Source organism: Avrilella dinanensis (assembly GCF_002807015.1).
GTDB lineage: Bacteria > Bacteroidota > Bacteroidia > Flavobacteriales > Flavobacteriaceae > Flavobacterium > Flavobacterium dinanensis.
Window position 1 is genome coordinate 2,207,376 of record NZ_NIPO01000001.1, and the last position, 24,966, is coordinate 2,232,341.

At 37.8% G+C, this 24,966-nt stretch carries 27 protein-coding genes; 16 read left to right on the forward strand and 11 right to left on the reverse strand.

Annotation, left to right across the window (positions count from 1 at the left end; translation table 11 throughout):
* Window positions 1-25: 25 nt before the first annotated feature.
* Both CDL10_RS10705 and xerD read left to right on the forward strand, forming a co-directional pair.
* Window positions 26-685: a porin family protein gene (locus CDL10_RS10705; protein ID WP_100678518.1), complete on the forward strand. Its 660-nt coding sequence runs from the start codon at window positions 26-28 to the stop codon at window positions 683-685.
* A gap of 51 nt (window positions 686-736) precedes the next feature.
* Entirely contained in the window at window positions 737-1,645 is a 909-nt protein-coding gene (gene xerD, locus CDL10_RS10710; protein WP_100678519.1) for a site-specific tyrosine recombinase XerD, read from the forward strand.
* 97 nt (window positions 1,646-1,742) lie between these two features.
* On the opposite strand, the gene CDL10_RS10715 is transcribed toward xerD, so the two are convergent.
* From CDL10_RS10715 to CDL10_RS10735, 5 genes are all read right to left on the reverse strand, one after another.
* Window positions 1,743-1,931, reverse strand: coding sequence for a hypothetical protein (locus CDL10_RS10715; protein WP_100678520.1), 189 nt, complete (start codon window positions 1,929-1,931; stop codon window positions 1,743-1,745).
* A gap of 72 nt (window positions 1,932-2,003) precedes the next feature.
* A complete protein-coding gene (mnmD, locus tag CDL10_RS10720) occupies window positions 2,004-2,657 on the reverse strand; it encodes a tRNA (5-methylaminomethyl-2-thiouridine)(34)-methyltransferase MnmD (RefSeq protein WP_100678521.1) in 654 nt (217 codons plus the stop codon).
* On the reverse strand, window positions 2,657-3,088 hold the full coding sequence (locus CDL10_RS10725; RefSeq protein ID WP_100678522.1) for a hypothetical protein: 432 nt from the start codon (window positions 3,086-3,088) through the stop codon (window positions 2,657-2,659). The genes mnmD and CDL10_RS10725 overlap by 1 nt, the downstream gene beginning before the upstream one ends.
* Entirely contained in the window at window positions 3,088-3,606 is a 519-nt protein-coding gene (locus CDL10_RS10730; RefSeq protein WP_100678523.1) for a DUF4920 domain-containing protein, read from the reverse strand. Before CDL10_RS10730 ends, CDL10_RS10725 begins: the two co-directional genes overlap by 1 nt.
* A gap of 43 nt (window positions 3,607-3,649) precedes the next feature.
* Complete coding sequence (locus tag CDL10_RS10735; protein WP_100678524.1) at window positions 3,650-6,283, reverse strand: valine--tRNA ligase; 2,634 nt, start codon at window positions 6,281-6,283, stop codon at window positions 3,650-3,652.
* 183 nt (window positions 6,284-6,466) lie between these two features.
* On the opposite strand from CDL10_RS10735, the gene CDL10_RS10740 reads away from it, so the two are divergent.
* The 9 genes from CDL10_RS10740 to CDL10_RS10780 all read left to right on the forward strand — a co-directional run bounded on the left by CDL10_RS10740 (window position 6,467) and on the right by CDL10_RS10780 (window position 13,288).
* Complete coding sequence (locus CDL10_RS10740) at window positions 6,467-6,862, forward strand: DUF1573 domain-containing protein (protein ID WP_100678525.1); 396 nt, start codon at window positions 6,467-6,469, stop codon at window positions 6,860-6,862.
* Window positions 6,863-6,992: 130 nt separating this feature from the next.
* Window positions 6,993-9,209: an NADP-dependent isocitrate dehydrogenase gene (locus CDL10_RS10745; RefSeq protein ID WP_100678526.1), complete on the forward strand. Its 2,217-nt coding sequence runs from the start codon at window positions 6,993-6,995 to the stop codon at window positions 9,207-9,209.
* A 77-nt stretch (window positions 9,210-9,286) separates the two neighbouring features.
* A complete protein-coding gene (locus tag CDL10_RS10750) occupies window positions 9,287-10,042 on the forward strand; it encodes a T9SS type A sorting domain-containing protein (RefSeq protein WP_100678527.1) in 756 nt (251 codons plus the stop codon).
* A gap of 131 nt (window positions 10,043-10,173) precedes the next feature.
* Complete coding sequence (locus tag CDL10_RS10755) at window positions 10,174-10,401, forward strand: hypothetical protein (RefSeq protein ID WP_100678528.1); 228 nt, start codon at window positions 10,174-10,176, stop codon at window positions 10,399-10,401.
* Between the two features lie 10 nt (window positions 10,402-10,411).
* Window positions 10,412-10,915 carry a DUF4252 domain-containing protein gene (locus CDL10_RS10760; protein WP_100678529.1) on the forward strand — a complete coding sequence of 168 codons (504 nt, stop codon included), beginning with the start codon at window positions 10,412-10,414 and terminating at the stop codon, window positions 10,913-10,915.
* 2 nt (window positions 10,916-10,917) lie between these two features.
* Window positions 10,918-11,454, forward strand: coding sequence for a peptide-methionine (S)-S-oxide reductase MsrA (gene msrA / locus CDL10_RS10765; protein ID WP_100678530.1), 537 nt, complete (start codon window positions 10,918-10,920; stop codon window positions 11,452-11,454).
* Window position 11,455: 1 nt separating this feature from the next.
* Window positions 11,456-11,755, forward strand: coding sequence for a hypothetical protein (locus CDL10_RS10770; RefSeq protein ID WP_100678531.1), 300 nt, complete (start codon window positions 11,456-11,458; stop codon window positions 11,753-11,755).
* A gap of 116 nt (window positions 11,756-11,871) precedes the next feature.
* Window positions 11,872-12,354, forward strand: a complete 483-nt coding sequence (locus CDL10_RS10775; RefSeq protein WP_133119489.1) for a hypothetical protein — start codon at window positions 11,872-11,874, stop codon at window positions 12,352-12,354.
* Between the two features lies 1 nt (window position 12,355).
* Window positions 12,356-13,288, forward strand: a complete 933-nt coding sequence (locus CDL10_RS10780) for an EamA family transporter (RefSeq protein ID WP_262483259.1) — start codon at window positions 12,356-12,358, stop codon at window positions 13,286-13,288.
* A gap of 1 nt (window position 13,289) precedes the next feature.
* Here the strand turns inward: CDL10_RS10780 and CDL10_RS10785 are convergent, their stop codons facing one another.
* On the reverse strand, window positions 13,290-14,075 hold the full coding sequence (locus CDL10_RS10785; protein WP_100678533.1) for a rhomboid family intramembrane serine protease: 786 nt from the start codon (window positions 14,073-14,075) through the stop codon (window positions 13,290-13,292).
* Between the two features lie 140 nt (window positions 14,076-14,215).
* Between CDL10_RS10785 and CDL10_RS10790 the strand changes: the two genes are divergently transcribed.
* Window positions 14,216-15,493, forward strand: a complete 1,278-nt coding sequence (locus CDL10_RS10790; protein ID WP_100678534.1) for a replication-associated recombination protein A — start codon at window positions 14,216-14,218, stop codon at window positions 15,491-15,493.
* A gap of 74 nt (window positions 15,494-15,567) precedes the next feature.
* Here CDL10_RS10790 and CDL10_RS10795 read toward each other — a convergent pair whose 3' ends face one another.
* Both CDL10_RS10795 and CDL10_RS10800 read right to left on the reverse strand, forming a co-directional pair.
* Window positions 15,568-16,620 carry an endonuclease gene (locus CDL10_RS10795; protein ID WP_100678535.1) on the reverse strand — a complete coding sequence of 351 codons (1,053 nt, stop codon included), beginning with the start codon at window positions 16,618-16,620 and terminating at the stop codon, window positions 15,568-15,570.
* A 7-nt stretch (window positions 16,621-16,627) separates the two neighbouring features.
* On the reverse strand, window positions 16,628-17,839 hold the full coding sequence (locus tag CDL10_RS10800; protein WP_100678536.1) for an RsmB/NOP family class I SAM-dependent RNA methyltransferase: 1,212 nt from the start codon (window positions 17,837-17,839) through the stop codon (window positions 16,628-16,630).
* Between the two features lie 125 nt (window positions 17,840-17,964).
* Between CDL10_RS10800 and CDL10_RS10805 the strand changes: the two genes are divergently transcribed.
* Genes CDL10_RS10805 through CDL10_RS10820 form a run of 4 tightly spaced genes read left to right on the forward strand, consistent with a single transcriptional unit; the run spans window position 17,965 to window position 20,006 of the window.
* Complete coding sequence (locus CDL10_RS10805; RefSeq protein ID WP_100678537.1) at window positions 17,965-18,540, forward strand: PhnA domain-containing protein; 576 nt, start codon at window positions 17,965-17,967, stop codon at window positions 18,538-18,540.
* 4 nt (window positions 18,541-18,544) lie between these two features.
* Window positions 18,545-19,288, forward strand: coding sequence for a cyclase family protein (locus CDL10_RS10810; RefSeq protein WP_100678538.1), 744 nt, complete (start codon window positions 18,545-18,547; stop codon window positions 19,286-19,288).
* Window positions 19,285-19,638: a DUF4260 domain-containing protein gene (locus CDL10_RS10815; protein ID WP_100678539.1), complete on the forward strand. Its 354-nt coding sequence runs from the start codon at window positions 19,285-19,287 to the stop codon at window positions 19,636-19,638. Before CDL10_RS10810 ends, CDL10_RS10815 begins: the two co-directional genes overlap by 4 nt.
* A complete protein-coding gene (locus CDL10_RS10820) occupies window positions 19,635-20,006 on the forward strand; it encodes an MmcQ/YjbR family DNA-binding protein (protein ID WP_100678540.1) in 372 nt (123 codons plus the stop codon). The genes CDL10_RS10815 and CDL10_RS10820 overlap by 4 nt, the downstream gene beginning before the upstream one ends.
* Before the next feature lies 1 nt (window position 20,007).
* Here the strand turns inward: CDL10_RS10820 and CDL10_RS10825 are convergent, their stop codons facing one another.
* From CDL10_RS10825 to gldJ, 3 genes are all read right to left on the reverse strand, one after another.
* Complete coding sequence (locus CDL10_RS10825; protein WP_100678541.1) at window positions 20,008-21,780, reverse strand: mechanosensitive ion channel family protein; 1,773 nt, start codon at window positions 21,778-21,780, stop codon at window positions 20,008-20,010.
* A gap of 10 nt (window positions 21,781-21,790) precedes the next feature.
* A complete protein-coding gene (locus CDL10_RS10830) occupies window positions 21,791-23,086 on the reverse strand; it encodes a UDP-N-acetylmuramoyl-tripeptide--D-alanyl-D-alanine ligase (RefSeq protein WP_100678542.1) in 1,296 nt (431 codons plus the stop codon).
* A gap of 127 nt (window positions 23,087-23,213) precedes the next feature.
* Entirely contained in the window at window positions 23,214-24,818 is a 1,605-nt protein-coding gene (gldJ, locus tag CDL10_RS10835) for a gliding motility lipoprotein GldJ (RefSeq protein ID WP_100678543.1), read from the reverse strand.
* Window positions 24,819-24,966 lie beyond the last annotated feature (148 nt).

Sequence of the window (24,966 nt, forward strand, 5' to 3'; positions counted from 1 at the left end):
ATTTTTTAATTAAACTACAATCATTATGAAAAAAGTTATTTTAAGTTTATTTGCATTGGCAGCTATGGGATTGTCTGCTAACGCACAACAAGTAGTAAAATTCGGACCAAAAGCAGGTGTGAACATTGCTAACTTAAATGGAAGCGAAGCAGATACAGATATGAAAATAGGTTTTCATGTAGGTGCCTTTGCAGAAATTTTCTTTACAGATAAATTTGCTTTGCAACCGGAGGTAGTGTTTTCACAACAAGGGGCTAAAGCATCAGGAGAGTTTCCATACTCTGGTACATTTAATGGTGTTCAGGTTGATATATTATTAGACGGTGAGCAATCTACTACACTAAGTTATATAAATATTCCAGTTATGGCTAAATATTACGTAATTGATAATTTAGCTATTGAAGCAGGACCTTATGTAGGTTTCTTAATGAAATCAGAAATGGAAATTGAAGGAGATTATACAGTTCAAGGACAAACGATGTCTTTTAATGAAACTTTTGATATTAAAGAAACAATGAATAGCGTAGATTATGGTTTAGGACTTGGAGCAAGTTACAGTATGGATAATGGCTTCTTTGGTGGGGCAAGATATAATTTAGGTCTTTCAGATATTTTTAAAGACGATGCAGGAGAAGACGGAATCAAAAACGGTGTAATCCAAATTTCAGTTGGATACAAATTCTAATTGAATCGATAAATTTTGTAATTTAACCACCTCTTAGCAGGTGGTTTTTTTATGCAAAAAAGTATATGGCAGTCTTACGGAAAAATCTTTACAGATTATCTCAAATTAGAACGGGGATTATCTGCAAACACTTGTCATAATTATGCTTTGGATATTCAAAAATTTTCAGCTTTTTTTGAAAACCGTCCCGAACTGACTGTGCAGGATATTACCGATGATGATATTCGTTCCTATTTATATCATTTGTCCGAATACGTTTCGCCGGCAACGCAATCACGAACGATATCCACATTACGGAGCTTTTTCGATTTCTTGTTATTGGAAAAATATGTAGAAAAGAACCCGGTAGAATTTATCGAACTACCCATACAAACCCGGAAAATCCCAGTAGTTTTATCTACCGAAGAAATTGATAAAATGGTTGCCTGTATTGATTTATCTAAAGAAGAAGGCACGCGAAACAAGGCTATAATTGAAACACTCTATGGTTGTGGTTTACGTGTGAGTGAGCTGGTATCGTTGCGTATTTCAGATTTATTTTTTGAAGAAAGTTTCATTAGGGTAGTCGGCAAGGGCAGTAAAGAGCGTTTTGTACCAATTGCAGACACCACTATGAAGTATATTAACATTTACATCAACCATTCCAGAAACCAGCTGAACATACAAAAAGACTTTGAGGATATTTTATTTCTCAATCGTCGCGGCAGACAGCTTACCCGAGCAATGATTTTCACGATTACCAAGCAGTTAGCTAAAGAGGCGGGCATCAGCAAATCGGTAAGTCCGCATATATTTCGGCATTCATTTGCGACGCATTTGCTCGAAAACGGAGCTAATCTTTATGCAATTCAAATGATGCTCGGACATGAATCTATCACGACTACCGAGATTTATATGCACGTGGACAGAAAAAAACTCAGACAAACATTGGAAGAATTCCATCCGTGGGCAAAACAGTGATAACACTTGTTCTTTTGAAAAATTGTCATGCCGACGATAGGAGGAATCTTTGCAAAGATGCTTTCTTAATGTCGGCACGACAAACATAACATATGAATTAATAAGCCAGATTTAACTCACTCAATTCAGGTTTGTTTTTTACGAACTCATTTACCCATTTGTATAACTGTTCAAGTTCGTACGGCAGCAAATAAGTTTTAGCTTTTTTAAGTTCCTTTGCAAATAAATTAGGGTCAAAACTTACTGTTTCCAAAACCTGTTTGATAAAATGCAGTTTGTTTCTCATGGGGTTAAACTTTTGGTTAGTCCGTTAGTATAACGCAAAAAGCAGACCTATATTGTATGGAATATTGATGTTTTAGATAAGTTTAACAGCCTGTGTCATTTCTCTTTTTCCGGGAGGTCCGGCAAGTTTTTGAACGTCAAATCCGAGAGCTTTTAAATTTCTTGTAACCACGCCCTTGCAGGCATAAGTAACCCAGATTCCGTTTGATTTTAGTGCGTGAAAACATTTTTGAAGAATAGCTTTGTCCCACAAATGTGGTTGATAATTATAACCGAATACATCGAAATAAATAATGTCAAATTGACAGTCGAAATCCATATCTTCAAAAAACGTCAGGTGTTTCTGCAATGTAAAGTAATCGGATATAGTTATGGGGTTTTCCCACTCACAGCGGTGTAATTTTTCAAAAAGAGCCTGATTTTCTTGCGCGTAATTGAGTGCCGACCATTCATTTTCTTCTAAAGGATAGGCTTCCAAAGCGGTGTAATTGATTTGGATTTTTCTCTCGTGAGCATATTCGGCGGTAAGCAATGCGTTCAATCCGGTGCCAAATCCCATTTCTAATATATTTATATCATTTGAAGATGAACAAGCCACGCCGTTCCGGATATAAACGTGCTTGGCTTCGGCAATTGCACCATGCACCGAATGATACGTTTCGCCCATTTCTTCTACAAAAACAGAGTGAGAGCCGTCTTTGGTTTCAATGATTTTCCGGTTGTACATTATTGAGAAATATACAGCTTTTTTATTCGGGTAATCGGCCCGCCGCACTTTACCTGATGGCACTGAATGCAGGCATCTACCATTTTGTTGTATGCCTCAATAGGATTTTTACTTTGGTAAATTTCCTTTTGCATTTCAATGTAAATTTTCGCATTTTCCTGAAAAAAATCATCGTTGTCAGTCGGGTCGGTAAATTCGGCAGTAAAGATTTTATCAAAGTTTGCCGGATATTCGCCCAAATCTTCGGCATTAGCAATCTGGTGCTTTAACTGCAGATTGTAGGCATACATTTGCTCCATTAGCATAGCCATTTCCGACGGATTATAAGTTTCCAAAGCCTCTTTAGGTTCGGTAGTTTGGTTTTCCTCGACCTTTTTTTGACAGGATGTGAAAACCAAAATACCGATTAAAAAACAGAAAAATCTATTCATTATTGTTCAGCAATTAATACGCCGGTAGCCTCAAATCTAAGTGTGCGTTTCGGCTCGGTAATCTGGTCGATTTCTTCCTGAGATTTTCCGGCATCTTTGGCGTAATGTTTCAATTCATCAACCGGAATTTCCTCTAGATAGGCCTTGCCTTCTGTAATAACATCACGGTCTTCTGCATTCATCGGAATCGTAAATAAGTAATCTTTAAAGCGTACAAAACTTTCTTTTTCTTCGCCCAAATCCACAGTCATCCAGCAACCTTTTTTCTGACAAACTTTTTTAGTTTTTGATTTGAACTTCACTTGGATAGTGTCACCCAAAGTCAGGTTATCGTATTTTTCTTTCATTTCTGTCATAGAAATGTATCCATCAGCAGAAATACTATCGCCGAAAGTAGCATATTTAACTTCTTCGTTCGTTGTTGCAACCTCTGTTTCCGGTGCAGTTTCGCTTTTTTTCTCATTGTTGCACGATGCTAAAGCAAGGGCAAAAAACAAAATACAAGATATTTTTTTCATGATTAAATTTTTCGGCTAAGATACGGTTTTTGTCGTAAATCGATTATTTTAAATTAGCGATACTTTCTTCAATAGTAGCTATTTTAGACAAAGTATCAGATTCTTTTTTTCTTTCGTTGGCAACGACTTGTTCAGGTGCTCCGCTGACGAATTTTTCGTTGGATAATTTTCCTTGTACCGAACGTAAAAATCCTTGCAGATATTTTAGTTCTTCTTCCAGTTTTTCGATTTCTTCCTCCACATTAACGCTGCCTGCAACCGGAACGAAATATTCATTGGCATTAACCCGGAAAGATAACGCTCCATTCACCGAATCATCTACATATTCCAAGCTATCGATATTACCCATTTTTTGAATAAGTACGTCAAAACGGTCTGTAACCTGTGCTTTGTTCAGCACTTTCAATTCTATGGTTTCTTTGAAGGAAATATTTTTTTCTTTCCGGATAGTTCTGATTCCGGCGATGACATCTGATGCCCAGTCAAATTCGTTGATAATAGCATTATCGAAGTTTTTCTTTTCCGGCCATTGCGAAATAATAAGAGCTTCGCTGGTATTTCTCTCGCTGATTAATTGCCAGATTTCTTCCGTGATAAACGGCATAAACGGATGTAATAATTTTAAATTATCTTCCAGAAATTTGATTGCCGTTGCATAAGTTTTGGCATCAACAGGTTGCTGATATCCGGGTTTAATCATTTCGAGAAACCAAGAACAGAAATCGTCCCAAATGAGCTTATAAGTTGTCATCAAAGCATCAGAAATGCGATATTTCTCGAAATGGTCTTCAATTTCGGTCAATACACTTTGGAACTTAGCCTCATACCATTCGATAGCGATTTTGGCACTTTGTGGCTGTTCGATATTTTCGTCGATGTCCCAACCTTTGATTAACCGGAAAGCGTTCCAGATTTTGTTGCCAAACGCTTTTCCTTGCTGACACATTTCTTCATCAAACAGAATATCATTTCCGGCAGATGCTGATAGTAATAAACCACAACGTACTCCATCTGCACCGAACTGTTTGATGAGGTCTATCGGGTCGGGTGAATTACCCAGTGATTTTGACATTTTACGTCTTTGCTTGTCACGAACGATTCCGGTAAAATACACATTGGAAAACGGTTGTTTGCCGGTATATTCATAACCTGCCATAACCATACGTGCCACCCAGAAAAAGATGATATCCGGTCCTGTTACCAAATCCTGCGTAGGGTAGTAGTAGTTGAATTCTTCATTATCAGGATTTCGGATTCCGTCAAATACAGACATCGGCCATAACCATGACGAAAACCAAGTGTCCAACGCATCTTCTTCTTGTTTTAAATCAGAGATTGATAGTGCAGAATTACCGGTTTTTTGCCGTGCCAGCTCAACTGCTTTTTCGATATTTTCTGCTACCACAAAATCTTCTTTGCCGGTACCGTAATAATATGCCGGAATCCGGTGTCCCCACCACAACTGACGGGAAATATTCCAGTCTTTGATATTTTCTAACCAATGTTTGTAGGTGTTTTCAAACCGGTTTGGGTGCAGTTGAATCGCTTTATCTTTGAGTACCGCATTCAATGCCGGTTTAACCAAATCTTCCATTTTCAAAAACCATTGGTCAGATAAGCGAGGCTCGATAACTGCTTTGGTTCTTTCTGATGTGCCTACTTTGTTCAGGTGGACTTCTGTTTTGGCTAAAGCATTGATTTTGTTCAGTTCTTCTGTAATTTCGTCACGAACCACAAAGCGGTCTTTGCCTTGATAATGCAAACCGTTTTTGTTGAGCGTTGCATCGGCATTAAAAATATCAATAATTTCCAGCTGATGTCTTTCTCCCAAAGCATAATCGTTGATGTCGTGAGCCGGAGTAACTTTCAAACACCCGGTACCGAATTCCATGTCCACATATTCGTCAAAAATAATCGGAATCACACGATTGGCAATCGGTACAATTGCTTGTTTGCCTTTCAGGTGTTGATATCTTTCATCATTCGGATTGATACATATTGCGGTGTCGCCCAAAATCGTTTCCGGACGGGTTGTCGCGATTGTGATATAATCGTCGCTGTTTTCTATCTGATAATTAATGTGATACAGCTTGCCTTGTCTTTCTTCATAAATTACTTCTTCATCAGAAAGCGTGGTTTTTGCCTCAGGGTCCCAATTTACCATTCTGTATCCGCGGTAAATCAAACCTTTATTATATAAATCGACAAAGCATTGGATAACCGATTCAGAAAGGTCGTCGTCCATTGTGAATTTGGTGCGTTCCCAATCGCAGGAAGCTCCCAGTTTTTTTAATTGCTCAAGGATAGTTCCGCCATATTTGTCTGTCCATTCCCACGCATGTTTAAGGAAAACTTCACGGGTCAGGGTCGATTTATCTATGCCTTCGGCTTTTAGTTTAGCTACAACTTTGGCCTCTGTGGCGATGGAAGCATGGTCGGTTCCGGGTACCCAGCAAGCGTTGAAACCGTTTAATCTCGCCTTTCTGATTAACACGTCCTGAATGGTATTATTCAGCATGTGTCCCATGTGTAAAACACCCGTTACATTTGGCGGGGGAATCACAATGGTATATGATTTACGCTCGTCCGGAGTTGAACGAAAATAATTATTTTTTAACCAGTAATCGTACCATTTTTTCTCTGCGTTTTGAGCATCAAACTGAGCCGGAATTATCATAGACTTTTATTTTAATCTTAGTTAAGCTACAAAGCTAATAAAAATTAATTTTTTACAAACAATAAAGTTTTGGCATAAAAATTGTTTAGAGTAAAAAAAGATATTTTTAACAAAATCTAAACAATAAAAAGGCTAAATTAGCCGATGTAAACTGAATTACTAATTTAATACTAAATTAAAAAAATGAAAAAGTTTTTAGGAGTAATCGCTTTGTTTTTTGTAACAGCAATTTCATTTGCCCAGTCAGGTGCGAAAATTGAATTTCAAGCAGAAAACAACACTATTGACTATGGCGTGGTTACAAAAGGAGAAGATGACGGGATTCGTACTTTCGTATTCAAAAACACGGGAGACGAGCCGTTGGTTATTACCAAAGTAAATTCTTCTTGTGGGTGTACTGTACCTAAAAAACCTGAAGAACCAGTTATGCCTGGAGAAAACGGGGAAATTCAAGTGAAGTACAACATGAGACCAGGAAAAATCAACAAAGCCATTACTGTGGAATCTAATGCAGTAAATGTAACAAACGGAAGAACTGTCATCAAAATAAAAGGTGAAGTTGTTCAAAGTCAAAGCTAATTTATCGCAAAGATAGTTATATCAAAGGTTGTCGTTATCGGCAGCCTTTTTTTGTTAATAAAACAATAGTGGAATACTTTGTAAATTTCTTATATTTGTCAAACTTTTATGGATAATAATATAATTGAATATGTCTAAATCTAAAATTATTTACACGTTTACGGACGAAGCTCCGATGTTGGCAACACATTCTTTTTTGCCTATTGTAGAAGCTTATGCATCAACTGCCGGTATCGATATCGAATTAAAAGATATCTCTCTGACAGGAAGAATTTTATCAACATTTCCCGAGTTTTTAAAACCGGAACAAAAAGTAGAAGATGCATTGGCAGAATTGGGAGAAATGACTAAATATGCTGATACCAATATCATCAAATTACCAAATATTTCAGCGTCAATTCCTCAGCTTAACGAGGCAATCGAAGAGTTGCAGTCACAAGGATATGCCGTACCGGATTACCCATCGGAAGTGAATAATGACCAGGAAAAAGACATCAAAGCTCGTTACGCTAAAGTGTTGGGATCTGCCGTAAACCCTGTGTTGCGTGAAGGAAACTCTGACCGAAGAGCACCGAAAGCAGTAAAAAATTATGCTAAAAAACACCCACACAGAATGGGAGCATGGTCTGCCGATTCAAAAACGAAAGTAGCCACCATGCGGGACGGCGATTTTTACGGTTCAGAAAAATCTGTTACTGTACCCGGAGCCACACAGTTTAAAATTGAGTTTGCAGGCAATGACGGCTCGGTAAAAGAATTAAAATCTTTGTCGCCACTATTGACAGGCGAAGTTATCGACTCATCGGTAATGAGTTTGAACAAATTAAAATCTTTTGTTGCGGAAGTAAAAAAAGAGGCAAACGAAACTGGTGTATTGTTTTCTGCCCACCTCAAAGCAACCATGATGAAGGTTTCTGACCCGATTATTTTCGGTGCTATCGTGGAAGTATATTTCAAAGATGTGTTTGAAAAATACGCAACAACATTAAAAGAACTGAATTTCAATCCTAATAACGGTTTAGGAGAATTATATGCCAAAATCAAAGGTCACGCACAGGAAGCTGAAATCAAATTGGCGATTGACCAGGCAATACAAGCCGGACCGGCTGTCGCTATGGTAAATTCAGACCAAGGAATTACCAATTTGCACGTTCCTTCGGATGTAATTGTTGACGCATCAATGCCTGCTATGATTCGTACTTCCGGGCAAATGTGGAACAAAGACGGCAATCAGCAAGATACCATAGCAATTATTCCGGACAGATGTTATTCCGGTGTTTATGAGGCTGTTATTGACGATTGTAAAGCCAACGGAGCCTATGACCCGGCAACAATGGGAACGGTGCCGAATGTAGGATTGATGGCTCAAAAAGCAGAAGAATATGGCTCGCATGACAAAACTTTCCAGGCAGATGCCGACGGAACAATCCGTGCGGTTGATGCAAACGGAAAAGTATTTTTTGAGCAAAATGTGGAGCAAGGAGATATTTTCAGAATGTGTCAAACCAAAGACGAGCCAATCAAAGATTGGGTAAAACTGGCAGTAACCCGTGCGAGATTGTCCGGTATGCCGGCAGTATTCTGGTTAGATTCCAACAGAGCTCACGACCGAGAACTGATTAAAAAAGTGGAGTTGTATCTGAAAGACTACGATACTAACGGATTGGATATTCGTATTTTATCACCGATTGAAGCAACTAAATTTACCGTAGAAAGAATTCGGAAAGGAGAAGATACCATTTCTGTTACCGGAAATGTGTTGAGAGATTACCTGACCGATTTATTCCCTATTTTGGAAGTAGGAACATCGGCAAAAATGTTGTCGATAGTACCGTTGATGAACGGAGGAGGCTTGTTTGAAACCGGGGCAGGAGGTTCTGCACCGAAACACATCGAGCAATTCCTGAAAGAAGGTTATTTGCGTTGGGATTCTTTGGGCGAATTTATGGCATTGCAGGCGTCTTTCGAGCATTTGGCTCAAACACAACAAAACCCGAAAGCACAAGTGCTGGCAGATGCTTTGGACGAAGCCAATGCGAAGTTTTTGGAAGAAGATAAATCGCCGGCACGTCAATTAGGGTCGATTGATAACAGAGGTTCTCATTTTTATTTGAGCATGTACTGGGCAGAGGCGTTGGCTAAGCAAACTGATGATGCCGAATTGGCAGAAAAGTTTAAGAAAGTATATGATGCAATGAAATCCAACGAAACGGTTATTAATAAAGAATTGATTAGTGTTCAAGGTAAAGCTCAGGACATCGGTGGTTATTACCACCCGAATGCTGAGAAAACTTATGCAGCGATGCGACCTTCTCAGACTTTGAATGGGATTATTGATAGTTTATAAATATAGCTTTAGATAATTAAGACAGCGTTAATTTTTGTTAACGCTGTTTTTTTTGTACATTGCGTAAAACAATAATTATGAAAACAATAATCTTAATAATCGGATTGGTGTTAAGTGTAGGTTCGTATGCCCAAACGCAGGCGGATATCAAAGATAAAAACTGGTATCTGACAAAATTAGAAATTGAAAATCAAGAATATCTGCGTCCAATTAATGAAGAGGCGAATTCAAAAACATCCAATTTTTATTATGAATCAGATGATATGTGTTGGACAGGTTTTTGTTATGGGTATCAAATGGACTTGGCTGAATTAAACGAACAAGAACAAATATTGTTAGTTGGAGGACTTGCAACATTAGCTTTTCCGCAAGATTGTGATTTGGAAGAAAATAATGATTTTGACCATTTGAATTATTATTTTTGGTCAAACAGAGAAGATGACAGAGATTGGTATATAAACCCATTGCAGTTTAACTATGAAGTTAACGGCGAAGGCAATAATATAGAGCTTGTATTTACCAATGAATCGGGAGATAAAGCTTATTATAACGATGCTTCTGCATCAACAAGTGTTTTTAAAGCAATAGATATAAAAATCTACCCCAACCCTGTACAATCTGTCATAAATATCGAACTGCCCGCATCGGAATATCAACATGTACTTTTCAATCTATACGATATTACAGGCAAAAAAATAAAGTCCTATTCCGAAAATTGGAGTGAAAACATACAATTAAACATAAGTGATTTACCTGCCGGAAATTATTTATTGGAATTTAATCTGCCCGAAAATACTGGTAGAGGATATGTAGTTAAATTGATTAAAGAATAAAGAAGTAAAACAAACACAATTTGTTCTTTCAAAATTTTCTTTGAATTTATGTATCGAACATCTTTTTCATAAAAATAGTCGGGATATTTCCCGGCTATTTTTTATCTTTATACTTAAATTCAAAAAGGAAGATGAACAAAAAAGTAAATTCCTGGATAGTTTCATTGGTTTTGTTGGTGGCGGTAATTGTTACCGTATGGATATATTATCCTACGCAAGATGAAAATATCTCAACAGGTCAGGAAGAAAAAGTAAAGAAGTTGCTGATGACGAGTTCCGCACATATCAATTCTGGCATGGAATCTGTACAACGTATTGGGGAATTGGAAAATATTCCGTCAAAAAATATTAAAAAGTAAAAGAATAAAGATGAAACAAATAACAAAAATATTCGTGTTGTTACTGGCATTTTCTGCCAATGCACTTTTTGCTCAGGCTGAATTTGCAGATTTTGAGAAAAACGCTAAGGTTGAATTAATTTCTGTGAACAAAAAAATGTTCCAGATGATGGCAAATGTAAAATCAGACCCGGGCGACAAAGAAACGCAAGCCTACAATCAGCTGATTAAAAAATTAGATTTGCTGAAATCGTATGAAACCACTGATTCGTCGGTTTCCGGTCAGTTGCAGTCTGCGGCACAAAAATATGTGACAAACAATAAGTTAGTCGAATTGATGAAAGTGTCGGAAGGTGGTTTGAATGCAACTTATTACGTGAATCAATCAGCCACAAGAACCAATATCAACGAGTTGTTGATGGTGTCAAAACAATCGTCCAAAAACACAGTAATGCTGATAAAAGGAAACTTCAGTCTGGACGAATTGTCGGCATTGACCAAAAAAATGAATATTTCCGCAATACCAACAAATTAAACATGCAAACAGAAAGTATTATTTTGGCGAGTGGCTGTTTTTGGTGTACCGAAGCAATTTTTAGCCGGCTCGAAGGCGTGAAGTCAGTTACACCGGGCTATATCGGCGGAAATTTAGATAACCCGACCTATGAGCAGGTGTGTACAGGAACAACCAATCATGCCGAAGCATTGAAGGTTGAGTTTAACCCGAATGAAATATCACTTCGGGAACTTTTTGCAGTTTTTTTTACGACGCACGACCCAACATCTTTGAACCGTCAGGGAAATGATATCGGAACGCAATATCGAAGTGAAATTTTCTATACCAATGAAAAACAAAAACAAGTAGCAGAGGAAGTACTGGAAGGTTTACAAAAAGGACAGTTTTTTGTGAACCCCATTGTAACCCGTATTACTGAAGCCTCTACTTTTTGGAAAGCAGAAGATTATCATCGGGAATATTTTGAAAATAACCCTGAAAAATCTTATTGCCAGGCGGTTATCAAACCGAAAGTAGAAAAGTTTGAAGGATTGTTTACGAATAAAATCAAAAAATAAAATGAGTTCGTCTGAACGGAAGCCCGGTTATAACTTGTTGTTATGGGGGATTTTACTGGATTTGGTCGGTATGGCAACTTATATTTTACCCGGATTAGGCGAATTTTTTGATGTGCTATGGGCACCGGTTTCGGCATATTTGCTATCGAAATTTTATAAAGGGAATGTCGGAAAAGTAGCAGCGGTTATCGGATTTGTCGAAGAAGCTGTGCCCGGACTTGATATTATCCCTACTTTTACGCTAACGTGGATTTATATCCGGTTTTTTTCAGAAGATAGCAAATCTAAATTGTCTAAGTGAGTTTTTTTGTATTCAACAAATCAAATCGTTTGTAGTATCTTTGGCAAAAAATAAATATGCGTTATATAGGATTGTTTTTATTGGTTTGTTTTTTCACTGCTTGTAAAAAACACGATATGAATACCGTAAAAGTCAACGGTCAGTACGAAATTCAAGTACCTCAATTTACTAAAGAAGTAGCCCATTTGAGTCCGGTTGCGTCACTGCAATATGCCAATTCTGACAACGATTTTTGCCTGATGGTTATTGACGACAGTAAAGAAGATTTTCAGCAAATATTGTATTCCGCTAATCTTCAGGACGAATTCCCGAATACCATAGACGGCATAACTGCTTATTTGCAGGTTGCTCAGGAAGCTGTGGTGGGCAAAAACGGTAAAATTCAATATTCAGAAACTACTTCATTGGAAATCAACGGACAAAATGCACGTCAATACACGATTGAAGCGACGATTGATGGTGAAGATTTACATTATTTATACACCATCGTGGACGGTGATACGCATTACTACCAAATTCTCAGCTGGACATACGGAACGAAAAAAGACGACTATCAGGATATGTTCATAAAAATCAGTCAATCATTTAAGGAGCTATAAATTGAATTCTACACTCAAAGGCGTATTATATGTAGCACTCGGAGCGTCAAGTTACGGAATGTTGGCAACGATTGTTAAAATTGCTTACAGCCAAGGTTTTACAACTGCCGAGGTAACACTTGCCCAGTTTTTTTTCGGCATTATCGTTTTATGGTTACTTACAGCAAAAATCAGAAAAAAAGATAAACCGAGTCAAAGTCAAATCAAAAAATTGATGCTTGCAGGCACAACGATGGGTTGCACGAGTGTATTTTATTATCTTTGTGTCAGGTATTTAAACGCATCTGTTGCGGTCGTTTTTCTCATGCAATCTGTTTGGATAGGCATAGTGATTGAAATGTTACAAACCCGAAAATTTCCTGCTTTGATTAAAGTTGTAGCGGTTGTTTTGGTGTTGTTTGGAACGGTTTTGGCCACGCAAATGTGGAATTTTGATACCGGGCTCAACGTGTTGGGTGTTGTATTTGGTATGCTGGCAGCCATTTCTTTCAGCCTGACGTTATATAGTACAAACAGTGTGGCAACAGGTTTTCCGCCGACAATCCGTAGTTTGTATATGCTTTTTGGAGGAGGAATTATTGTATTGATATTTGCTTTATGCACACAAATATTGCCGTATTATCTGGGATTTTCGCCGCAGTTTATGCAGGATTTTGTTACTTCTAAACCGATAGATTCCAGTATTTTTTATACCTGGGGAATCATACTTTCTTTATTCGGAACAGTGTTACCGCCAATTTTATTAAACAAAGGTTTTCCGCTGACGGGAGTAGGGTTGGGCAGTATTGTATCTTCATTAGAATTGCCGGTTTCTGTTACTTTTGCGTTTGTGTTGCTCAGCGAAACAGTTACAGCGATACAATGGCTGGGTATAACGGTTATTTTGTTTGCGGTGGTGTTGATGAATATTAATTTAATACGAAAAAAGACCTGATTTATTGAGAAGAATCAGGTTTTGATTTTTCTGTTAAAGTATATTGAACGTTTACCGATTGTGTCGATGAGCCATAAAAATAGCCATTTTCATCTTGTTTAATTACCGTTTCTTCAGGAGGTGGAGGCGGACTGAAATTACCTTCTTCATCGAAAAGTTGCATAAATGAATCTTCAGACGGATTATAGTCTGGTCGTTGCCAATCATATTTATAAGTAGGTTCATATTCAGACTGAGGAAGCAAATAAGCTAAAATCACACCAATAATAAATCCCGACAAATGTCCTTCCCAGGAAATACCGTCTTTAACATTCGGAAACATATACCAAACCGAACTCCCGTAAAGCATAACCACAACGAGAGAAGCTGCCATAAGCCGGTAATATTTTGTTTTGAGCCCGGAAAAAAACAGATAGGAAGTCAGTACATAAACCAGTCCGCTTGCCCCGATATGAAAACTCGGTCTGCCAATAAGCCAGGTAAGAAATCCGGATAACAACCAACCTAAAATGATGACAGTCAGATAGTTTTTTCTGTAAAAAAATGCAACCATCGTCAGTAACACGATAAGTGCAAGAGAATTATTCGTAATATGACTGATGTCGCCATGAATAAAAGGAGAAAAAAGTATGCCTTTTAATCCGGATATTTCACGTGGAAAAATCCCGTATTCTTCATAATCCCAGCCCAGTTTCCAGTTGGCATAAGCAACTATCCACATGGTTAGTATGAAAATAAAAGGTGCAAAAAACACCCCTGAATGATATTTTAGTTTATCCGTATTCATAACAGAAGTGTATCAAAAACATATCCAATTTGTTTGGTATGACAAAATAGCAGTTTGAAGTCCGTTACCACGCTGTGGTTATGAAATAATCACTCCATTTATTTCGATTTTATCTATCAAATTAATTGTATTTTTGTAGAATGAAAGCACCGTTAGCAGAAAGAGTCCGCCCCCGAAGTTTGGAGGAATATATTGGTCAAAATCATTTGGTCGGAAAATCCGGGATACTAACACAATCTATAAAAAAAGGTGTGATTCCGTCGATGATTTTCTGGGGACCACCCGGAACCGGAAAAACTACTCTGGCTCAGATAATTGCTGAAGAAAGCCAGCGACCTTTTTTTGTGCTAAGTGCAATTAATTCAGGTGTGAAAGATGTTCGTGAAGTGATTGACAAAGCCAAAAATAGCGGTGGTATTTTCACAACAAGAAATCCGATATTGTTTATTGATGAGATTCATCGGTTTAGTAAATCTCAACAAGATTCGCTGTTGGCAGCTGTCGAAAAAGGTTGGGTTACGTTGATTGGTGCTACTACCGAAAACCCGAGTTTTGAGGTTATTCCGGCTTTGTTGTCGCGTTGCCAGGTTTACACACTATATCATTTTACCAAAGAAGATTTAGAAAATCTATTGAAGCGAGCCATTGAAACCGATGTTTTTCTGAAAGAAAAAAATATTGAATTACTGGAAACTTCAGTTTTGTTGCGATTTTCCGGTGGCGACGGACGCAAGTTGCTCAACACACTTGAGCTGGTTATAGAATCTGACACCAATTCTGTTATTCAAATTACAGACAAAAATGTGATGCAGGTGGTACAGAATCAAACAGTGTTGTACGACAAAACCGGTGAACAGCATTATGATATTGTCTCGGCATTTATCAAATCCATCAGAGGCAGCGACCCGAACGGTGCGGTTTATTGGTTAGCCCGAATGATTGAAGGTGGCGAAGATTTGAAATTTATTGCCCGCAGAATGTTGATTTCTGCCTCGGAAGATATCGGACTGGCAAACCCGACTGCTTTGATTATGGCAAATAATATTTTCCAGGCAGTTTCGGTTATCGGTTACCCAGAGAGTAGAATTCTGTTGAGCCAGTGTGCTATTTATCTGGCAACATCGCCCAAGAGTAATGCCAGCTACGAAGCTATCGGCAAAGCACAGCAGGTTGTAAAGCAAACCGGGAATCTATCTGTTCCTTTACATTTGCGAAATGCTCCGACAAAGTTGATGAAAGAACTGGGATATGGAGATGACTATAAATATGCTCATGATTATACAGGAAATTTTGTTGAGCAGGAATTTTTACCGGACGAAATTGCCAATACGAATCTGTATGAACCAGGAGATAATCAAAGGGAAAAAATAACCCGAGATTTTTTGAAAAACAGATGGAAGAATAAGTATAATTATTGATGGATATTTAAAAAATCAGCCACATTAATCGAAAGAAAAGTGTGGCTGATTTTGATTTTTCAGTTCGTGCAAAATTAAAGCACAAGCAGTTTCTTTGTGCTTTCTGCTTTTTCGTTGGCTATTTTTACAAAATAAATTCCGGGTTGTAAAGAATGATGAATTTCAATAGCATTGTCTGATATTACCGGATTATTTTCCTGTGATAAAATCCTACCGTTGATGTCCATAATTTCGATAGAAGTAATATCTTCCTCCGATTCGATATAGATAACATTTGACTTGTTTGGATTCGGATAAATGTTAAACGGAATAGATAGATGTTTTGTGTCGGATAACGTTCCCCAAATGTCTTCCGCATCAGGACCTCCCCATATTTTTGTTGCCAGATACGGATTGTCAATAAACGGATTTCTGTTGCCTTGTCCGTAAGAATTACTGGCATTTCCTAAATAATTATTGCGTTGAACTTCTATTTCAGATACCGGGTCCTCAGCATTCCATTGCAGGAATAAATCAATCATACCATCAGGAGTATTTTCTGAAGAACCAACACCAACATTCGCAGGTAAACATCGTGTGCCGTAGCGAACGTACATATACATCATCATACGAGCTACATCGCCTTTCCATTCGTCACCAGGATACCAGTAAGCTCCCACATTGCCGGAATTTCCGCTGCCAGCAGCAAATTTTTTACTTCCTCGAGCATTGTTCCATTGTACGTCTGATGCACGAAGGTGGTGTGCATCTGCCCCGGGACCAGATTGCCCGAGATTAGGACTGCCTAAAGATTTGGCATACACATGTTCTCTGTTCCATTCTCCATTATTTCCTCCGTTATTGTCTTTACCTCTTGTTCGGGAATGTTGCCCGCTTGTGGTATTTTCCCAGCCGTAAACTAAAATTACCTGACTGCTGTTTTCGGGATTTTTGTCCGTTTCTTTTAAAGCATTCCAAACCTGATTGTAGGATAATTGATTGACGTGAGTTTCCGTAATCAAATCAGCCAAAGCTAATTTTAGGTCTGTTCCGTTCAGGGAAAAATCAATCTCATCATAATAGGATTGAGGTTGAGCCAATAATAATCCGCTAAATAAAAAACAGAGTAAAAAATAGAAATTTTTCATAATATGTTTATTTTCGTTCTAATAATGCCATATAAAAACCGTCAAATCCGGATTGGTGTGCCAATACCTTTTTGTCTTTCACAAAGTTAAAATCTTTTCCAGATTCTGATGCCAGGAATTTTTTAATTTGTTCCTGATTTTCAGAAGGTAATATGGAACAAGTTGCATAAACCAACTTACCGCCTGCTTTGACCATCTTCGAGTAACTTTGCAGAATTTCCTGTTGAGTTTGTTTGATGTGATCCACAAATTCCGGTTTAAGTTTCCACTTTGTATCCGGATTTCGTTTCAGTACACCCAATCCCGAACATGGAGCGTCAATCAGAACCCGGTCGGCTTTTTCATGTAATTTTTTAATTACTTTATTGTTCTCAATAATGCGGTATTCGATGTTATGAGCACCGTTTCGTTTAGCTCTTTGTTTGAGCTGTCGCTGTTTGCTTTCATACAAATCCAAAGCGATAATTTGTCCTTTGTTTTCCATGAGTGCCGCCATGTGCAAAGTTTTTCCACCGGCACCGGCACAAGCATCAACAACTCGCATTCCGGGCTGAACATCAAGGAATGGAGCCACCAGTTGAGAGGAAGCGTCCTGCACTTCAAACAAACCTTCTTTGAACAACGGAGTCATAAAAACATTGACACGCTGGGTCAAAATCAATGCGTCCGGATAATTTTTATCGGTAAATGTGTCGATACTTAAGGCTTTGAGTTGTTTCTGTAAATCTTTTGGAGTGATTTTCAACCTGTTTACTCGCAAAATGACTTCCGCAGGTTTATTTTGTGCTTCCAACTCTTTGGTCCATAAGTCATTGCCTAGCTCTTTTTCGCCCAATTCATCTATCCAGTCCGGAATAGATTCTCTGAATTTTCGTTCTCTAGACAATTCATCAAAACGACCTTTGATTCGTCGGGTTGGTGTGCCGTCAAATTGCTTCCAATCAGGTAGTTGTATTCCGCGTAATGTTGCCCAAACGGCAAACATTCGCCATAAATCTTCTCTTTTATAAGGCTGTTTTACCTCTGCAATTTCAGCATATAATCTGTTCCAGCGAACAATATCGTAAGTGGTTTCAGCAATAAAACTTCGGTCTTTACTGCCCCATCTTTTGTCTCTTTTTAGGGTTTTGGCAATGATTTTATCGGCATATTCGTCTTCATTAAAAATACTGTGAAGCGAATCCAGAATAGCCAAAACTAAATTTCGGTGTAATCTCATGTTGTTTATATATCGGTGCAAAGATACGTTTTTTGTGGTTGTTTTCTTTTTTCCGGTAATTTAAAGTCGGGATATATTGCTATATTAACAAAATATATATACTTTCGTTGGATATTTATTTATGAATTATGAACGAAAATCAATTAAAAGCCAGAAGCAATAATGCTTGTGAAATCTGTGAAAATACAGATAACTTGAGTGTTTACAGCGTTTCGTCCAGAGGCGGAAATGTAGAAAAAGAAATCTACTGCTGTGAAAAATGTATTAACCAAATTGAGAAAAAAGAACAATTAGATGCCAATCACTGGCAGGTGCTTTCAGGCAGTATGTGGAGCGAAATTCCGGCAGTGAAAGTAGTGAGTTGGAGAATGCTTAACCGATTCAAAAATGAATCCTGGGCAGCTGATTTACTGGAAATGTTTTATCTGGAAGATGAATATACAGATTGGGCGAAAGAAACCGGCGACCACATGGAAGATGCCGATAATCGTTTGCATCAGGATTGTAATGGGAATATCTTGGTTGGTGGTGATACGGTAACGTTAATCAAAGATCTTGATGTAAAAGGGTCGAGCCTGAATGCAAAAATCGGTACTGCGGTAAGAAACATTCGTCTGGTGCCGGATAATCCCGAGCAAATCGAAGGGAAAATCGAAGGACAGTCTATCGTTATTCTGACTAAATTCGTCAAAAAGCAATAGGAATATGCAAACAATTCTCGACAAATTATCCGATCCGATTGACATTTCTATCCCGTTGAGTGGAAAGAGAGATAATCCGATTGCGTGGTATATCGACCAACCCCGGATAGAGCCTGTCAAAATGGACGATTTTGTCGGGAGTGTTGCTTCCGGAAAATCTTCGACGAATTTTAATAATATATTTTTCAACCCACATGCCCACGGCACACACACTGAGTGTCTTGGGCATATTACTGAAGATTTTTTTTCGGTTAATCAGTCGTTGAAAAAATATTTTTTCTCTTGTTTATTGATTAGCATAAAACCTGATAAAATCAAAGAAGATGGAGTCATAACTGCCGGATTGCTCAAGGAGAAAATTAAAAAAAATCGGGCGGAGGCTATCGTTATCAGGACTTTGCCCAATGATGCAGAAAAAAAATGTAGAAATTATTCTCATACCAATCCGCCTTATTTGACGGAGGAGGCAGCTACATTGCTGCGAAATATGGGTTTTGAACATCTTTTGATAGATTTGCCAAGTGTAGATAAAGAAAAAGATGAAGGTAAGTTATTGGCTCACAAATCGTTCTGGAATGTTAAGGACGTGCATCATGTCAATGAAGACGCTCGTTTTTATTCAACAATTACAGAGTTTGTGTATGTACCTGACGATGTGGAAGACGGCGAATATTTGCTGAATCTACAAATTGCTTCTTTTGAAAATGATGCTGCACCGAGCAAGCCGGTTTTATATAAATTAACATGAACAAAATTGTAAAAACAGAAGAATTAGCCCTGCTTTTATTAGGTATATTCTTGATAGATATGGGAAATCATTCGTGGAAATGGTTTGCTATTTGCTTTTTTCTGCCAGATGTTTCTATGCTGGGATATTTAGGAGGCAATCGGATAGGAGCAGTGCTATATAATATTTTTCATTATCGTTTTTTGGCGGTGATTTTGTATCTGACAGGAATTCTTGTAGATAATAGCTGGCTAAGTTTTGCAGGCTTGACGCTGTTTTGTCATATTGCTTTTGACCGAATGTTGGGGTACGGATTAAAATACAATACAGGTTTTAAAGATACACATTTAGGTAAAATTGGAAAACAATGACTATCACGGATTTATATGATATATGTACCGCTTATCGAGGAGTGACAGAAAGTTTTCCTTTTGATAAAGATACATTGGTTTTTAAGGTTGGTGGAAAAATGTTTTTGCTCACAGGACTTTCCGGTTGGGAAAATGGTAATCCGTCTGTTAATCTGAAATGTGACCCTGAGCGTGCATTGGAGCTGAGAGAAGAATACGCGGCGGTGCAGCCGGGTTATCACATGAATAAAAAACATTGGAATACGGTTTTTGCCCATCAGGATTTGCCTTTGAGTGAAATCAAAAAACTTATTAATCATTCTTATGAATTGATTTTTAGTCAGTTGAGTAAAAAAGTACAGGAAGAGATTATGAAACAATCTGAATAAACTATTTCTTCACTTCCACCTTAACAGGTTGTACGGATTGTAAAGGTATTCCTTCTTTCAGAAATGTGTTATGGATATTCTTCACTAAATCCGATTTGATAAAAAACATATTTTCCGGCTCAAAAGTAATGGCGTTGATTTCATACGAAGCATTGTATTCATTGAGTTCTAATTGAAAAACATAAGGAGATATCCGTTTTGTTACCCCCGAAGTTTTTAATGCGGCAGAAATCAACAAGTTGGAAACCGTCCGTTCGTCATAGCCATATTGTATTTTCACAATGGCAGTCAAAGCCAGACCGTCTGTTTTGCCGATAGAAGAAAAATTAATCGTCGGATTGGTGAGTATGGTCGAATTAGGAATGGTTACATCTTCATTATTAATGGTTTTTAACCGGGTTACAATGCTATCTTTTTTGATAACCAGTCCAATAATATTTCCGGTTTTTATCCAGTCGTTTGGTTTGAAAGGTTGCATATAGGTCAGTAAAATACCTGCAATCGCATTTGAAATTGCCGACGAAGAACCCAGTGATAACAGCACCCCAAGAAATACGGAAATACCTTGAAAAGCCGCTGTTCCGGAGCCAGGTAAATGAGGAAATATCAGAATTAATACTAAGAATATAAACAGAAACCGGATAATAGCATAAGTAGGTTTTGCCCACTCCTGATGGAAACCTTTAATGGTTAAGGATTCTCTTTCTATTTCGATAGATAAAAACCGCAACCACCTTAAAATCAATCTGGCTACAACAATTATAATAATAATTTTGATGAGACTGGGCATATAATCGACTAAAGAATCAAATGCGGACTGTAGCGGGTCCAAAATAACTTTTTGTAGCTCTGTTGCCCAGATTTCCGTTGCAGGAAATATTCTCAATGCAATCGGAATACTGAAAAATAAAATAATGAAATAAAATACAAATTTAATCAGCTTTAAAGTTTTAATAACCGATCTACGTATTTGTTTTCTGTTGATTATTTCATAATTCCGAACCTTGATACCTTGATTAAGAATAGTAACACTTTTGTTTACTTTTTTAATGATAAACCTAAAAAAGCGTTTAGTCAGGTATAATAATATACCAACGCAAACAAAAATAAAAAGTAATTCTGTCAAGCGGATAGCCTTGTTTTTCAGACTATTTTTGTTTCTTAATTCCAGAACCGAATCGTTGATTACTTTCCGATGTTCATCTGCCAAATTTTCAATAGTCGTGCCTGCCCATAGTGCGTCTATGTCGGTAATTGCCTGAATAATATCGCCTTCGTAGGATATGGTTGTGGTGTTAAAACTGGTTTCAATTTTCAGAGAATCCGAAGTAAAAAATGTTTTTTCATAAAGAGATTTTATTTTTAAATTGGCAGATTTTGCCCTGTCAATTGGTGTATATGGCCCTAATGAGGCAAAAATTCTGAATAAAGTATCGTTCTCTAAAACTACCGGGGCACCTTCTGTTTTCGACCGGATTTTTTCAATATAATCCAGCTTTTGCTTATTCAGCACAGAATCCTGATTAACTTTGGACTGGTCGTTTTCAGTGTTGTCAAAATCCCCTCTGAGCATAATTAAATGCTGCAGCTCCTGACTGAGAATGTCAATTTTTAAAGAATCCTGGACTCGTTGTCTTTCCAATAAACCGATTTTGGCTTGCACATCATTCCATAAACTGTCCTTTCCGGGTTCACTATTTTCCTGTGAAAACAGTCCGAATGCAGGGTAAATCAAACAAATAAGTGTAATCAGAATATGGCGTTGAAGTTTCATCGGCAATTTTTTATGTTAATAATTCAAGAGCTCGTTCCAATTGCATTCCTCTCGAACCTTTGATAAGTATGGTTTGATTAGCGATTTTATGGTCGTGTAAATAGTTTTTTAAGTCCTCGAAATCGGCGAAAAACTTTATTTTTTCATTGTCATTATTGCATAGTTTATAAAATTCTTTTCCTATAAAATAAGCCGGGGTATTATTTTCTGTAACCAAATCGACAATTCTCTGATGCTCAATACCGCTTTCATTTCCGAGCTCAAACATATCACCCAAAATTAATAATTTATCGGTATATTGCAGTTGAAAAAAGTTGGTCAAAGCAGCTTTCATACTACTCGGATTGGCATTGTAAGCGTCTAAAAGGATTTTATTGGAACCGTTATCGACCCATTGAGAGCGATTGTTTGTCGGGGTGTAATTCTCAATGGCTTGTTTGATATCATCTAGATTAATGCCGAAAAATGTACCAATACAAGTGGCTGCACATATATTTACTGCGTTATACACACCTGTGAGTTGCGAATTGATTTGTATATCCCCGACTGAAACGGCTGCCATAGGCTGAGCCTCGATATGATTGAAATATACATCGGTGTTTTCGTTTTCCCTTTTGGCTGAAAATCCGAATTGTCTGATACCAGAAGATTTTTTAACCTGTAACTCATCATCTTGATTAATGAAAGCCATTTTTTGATTATCCAGAAGATAGTCATACAATTCACTTTTGCCTTTGATAACCCCTTCAAATCCGCCAAAACCTTCCAGATGAGCCCGCCCGAAATTGGTTATGTAGCCAAAATCAGGTTGAGCAATCGAGCAAAGCAGTTCGATTTCTTTCTGGTGATTAGCACCCATTTCCACAATTCCGATGTCGGTATCTTCTTCAAGAGCAAGTAGTGTCAGCGGTACGCCAATATGGTTGTTGAGATTTCCAATCGTGGCTTGCGTATTGTATTTTTGTTGCAGAACAACGTGAATCAGTTCTTTGGTAGTTGTTTTTCCGTTGCTTCCGGTCAGGGCAATAATTGGTAATCCTATATATTCCCGATGTAGTTTTGCCAAATCCTGCAATGTTTGCAACGAATCTTCTACCAACAGCATTTTGTCTTTGTCAGTAAAAAATTTTTCATTGTCAATAACAACAAGTTTAGCACCATTTGCAATGACTTCTTGGGCATATTCATTTCCGTCAAAATTATCCCCCTTCAAAGCAAAAAAGATATTGTTTTCTTTGATGTTACGACTATCGGTAGTAACACCTGTTGATTCTCTGAATATTTTGTGTAACTCGGTTAGTTTCATCTGTTTGTTTTTATTTGATTTTAAGCGGTCAGATGTAATTCGCTATAATGGTTATGGCTCATTTCTAGGTGTAAAAATAAGAAAAAGCCCTATAAGATAGGGCTTTTGTCTGTATTAATTTGAGTTTTTATCCTCTTGGTTTTTTCTTTTGGTCTTTAGTAGAACCTAATTTGCTCATGGCATTTCTGAATCCTACGAAGTCACTGGCTTGATATTCTTCCATGAATCTTCTTGTTGCAGGGTCTAACCAGTATGCTCTGTCTTTCCAGGAACCACCTTTGATTACTCTTGATTGGTTAGTAACCAATGAGGTTTTTCCTCTTGAGTTATCATAATTCGGGATAAAGTTTCCGTTTTCATCATAAGTAAACTCGTCTGTCGGAGCGTTGTATAATGTTCTTTCAGAATCCCCGTCTTTGTAATCGGTACTGTTAGCCTCATTAAAGTTTCTTCTTAGGAAATAATCTTGTTCAGAAACATTGGTTGTGGCTACTTGTCCCGGTAATGCTTTAGGACGAAGTTTTCCGTTTGGTAAAGTGTCGTATTCGATAGTAGTATCTACAATTTGAATAGTTCCATCTTCATCAAGAACTCTTTTTGTGTAAACATTTCCTCTGAAGTAATTGATATCGTTGATGTCAGAATCAATAGCTGGTCTGTAAACGTCAGCAACCCATTCAGCTACGTTACCTGCCATGTCATACAATCCCCAATCATTAGCAGGGAATGATTTAACAGCAGTAGTAACGGCTCCATCGTCAGTTCTCCACCCGGCAACACCACCATAATCTCCGCGATTTTGTTTGTAGTTAGCCAAATGGTCTCCTTTGGTTCTTCGTGAAGAGTATCTTGTGTTATCAGAACCCCAAGGATATTTTTTCCGTCCTTTTACATTGTTGTATTCTCTGTCTTCTTTGATTGGATTAGCAGCATATTCCCACTCAGCCTCTGTCGGTAGTCGGTATTCAGCTGTGAACAGTCCGAAGTTTTGTGTAGCGTAAACATTTCTGTCGCCGTCTTTTGCTTTATTTTTACGCCCTCTGAAAACGATAGAATCATTCCCGCCATGTACTTTGCTTGGTGCATTTATGTAAGCGTCGGTAGAGAAACTGTCAGAACCATAAGCATCATTTACTCTTGCCCCTTTTTTAAGGTAGCCAGCTCTTTCAAGGTTCAATTCATTCACACGATCTGTTCTCCATTTAGAGAAATCGTTGGCCTGAACCCATGAAACTCCTACTACTGGATAATCTGCATAAGCAGGGTGTCTCAGGTAGTTGTTTTTCATTGTTTCGCCATAACCTAAACGGTTCATCCAAACCAATGTGTCCGGAAGAGCTGCGGAATAAATGTTTTTGAACTGCGGCTCGGAAGGAGGGTAAACAGCTTTCAACCAATAAAGGTACTCGTTGTACATTAAATTGGTTACCTCTGTTTCGTCCATATAGAAAGATTGAACAAACTGCTGCGTAGGCATATTGTTCCATTCTCCCATTACGTCGTCCTGAACCCGACCCATTGTAAATGTTCCGCCTTCAATCTCCACCATACCTATAGGTGTTTGAGAAGCGTCATAAGCCGTGTTGTACTGAAAACCACTTTTACTTCCATTGATTTGCCAACCGGTAGCAGTGGATACCGCTGAACCGGAATTGTTACTACAGCTGGTCAAGCCTATCGATGCAGCCATAACTGCCATCAAACGAATAGTTGTCATTCTATTTATTTTCATCATTATAAGTAGGTAATAAATTTCGTTGCAATATAATAATTAAGCTTTGATTAACAATAGCTGTGTTCAAAAATATTAAAAAAAAACTTAAAAACAACAATTAAGATAAAATTAATTCCGTTGTCATACATATTATTTTTAATGTATT

Coding starts and splice junctions, on each gene's coding strand:
- CDL10_RS10705 (WP_100678518.1), top strand. CDS start 26: ATGAAAAAAGTTATTTTAAGTTTATTTGCATTGGCAGCTATGGGATTG.
- xerD (WP_100678519.1), top strand. CDS start 737: ATGCAAAAAAGTATATGGCAGTCTTACGGAAAAATCTTTACAGATTAT.
- CDL10_RS10715 (WP_100678520.1), bottom strand. CDS start 1,931: ATGAGAAACAAACTGCATTTTATCAAACAGGTTTTGGAAACAGTAAGT.
- mnmD (WP_100678521.1), bottom strand. CDS start 2,657: ATGTACAACCGGAAAATCATTGAAACCAAAGACGGCTCTCACTCTGTT.
- CDL10_RS10725 (WP_100678522.1), bottom strand. CDS start 3,088: ATGAATAGATTTTTCTGTTTTTTAATCGGTATTTTGGTTTTCACATCC.
- CDL10_RS10730 (WP_100678523.1), bottom strand. CDS start 3,606: ATGAAAAAAATATCTTGTATTTTGTTTTTTGCCCTTGCTTTAGCATCG.
- CDL10_RS10735 (WP_100678524.1), bottom strand. CDS start 6,283: ATGATAATTCCGGCTCAGTTTGATGCTCAAAACGCAGAGAAAAAATGG.
- CDL10_RS10740 (WP_100678525.1), top strand. CDS start 6,467: ATGAAAAAGTTTTTAGGAGTAATCGCTTTGTTTTTTGTAACAGCAATT.
- CDL10_RS10745 (WP_100678526.1), top strand. CDS start 6,993: ATGTCTAAATCTAAAATTATTTACACGTTTACGGACGAAGCTCCGATG.
- CDL10_RS10750 (WP_100678527.1), top strand. CDS start 9,287: ATGAAAACAATAATCTTAATAATCGGATTGGTGTTAAGTGTAGGTTCG.
- CDL10_RS10755 (WP_100678528.1), top strand. CDS start 10,174: ATGAACAAAAAAGTAAATTCCTGGATAGTTTCATTGGTTTTGTTGGTG.
- CDL10_RS10760 (WP_100678529.1), top strand. CDS start 10,412: ATGAAACAAATAACAAAAATATTCGTGTTGTTACTGGCATTTTCTGCC.
- msrA (WP_100678530.1), top strand. CDS start 10,918: ATGCAAACAGAAAGTATTATTTTGGCGAGTGGCTGTTTTTGGTGTACC.
- CDL10_RS10770 (WP_100678531.1), top strand. CDS start 11,456: ATGAGTTCGTCTGAACGGAAGCCCGGTTATAACTTGTTGTTATGGGGG.
- CDL10_RS10775 (WP_133119489.1), top strand. CDS start 11,872: ATGAATACCGTAAAAGTCAACGGTCAGTACGAAATTCAAGTACCTCAA.
- CDL10_RS10785 (WP_100678533.1), bottom strand. CDS start 14,075: ATGAATACGGATAAACTAAAATATCATTCAGGGGTGTTTTTTGCACCT.
- CDL10_RS10790 (WP_100678534.1), top strand. CDS start 14,216: ATGAAAGCACCGTTAGCAGAAAGAGTCCGCCCCCGAAGTTTGGAGGAA.
- CDL10_RS10795 (WP_100678535.1), bottom strand. CDS start 16,620: ATGAAAAATTTCTATTTTTTACTCTGTTTTTTATTTAGCGGATTATTA.
- CDL10_RS10800 (WP_100678536.1), bottom strand. CDS start 17,839: ATGAGATTACACCGAAATTTAGTTTTGGCTATTCTGGATTCGCTTCAC.
- CDL10_RS10810 (WP_100678538.1), top strand. CDS start 18,545: ATGCAAACAATTCTCGACAAATTATCCGATCCGATTGACATTTCTATC.
- CDL10_RS10815 (WP_100678539.1), top strand. CDS start 19,285: ATGAACAAAATTGTAAAAACAGAAGAATTAGCCCTGCTTTTATTAGGT.
- CDL10_RS10820 (WP_100678540.1), top strand. CDS start 19,635: ATGACTATCACGGATTTATATGATATATGTACCGCTTATCGAGGAGTG.
- CDL10_RS10825 (WP_100678541.1), bottom strand. CDS start 21,780: ATGAAACTTCAACGCCATATTCTGATTACACTTATTTGTTTGATTTAC.
- CDL10_RS10830 (WP_100678542.1), bottom strand. CDS start 23,086: ATGAAACTAACCGAGTTACACAAAATATTCAGAGAATCAACAGGTGTT.
- gldJ (WP_100678543.1), bottom strand. CDS start 24,818: ATGAAAATAAATAGAATGACAACTATTCGTTTGATGGCAGTTATGGCT.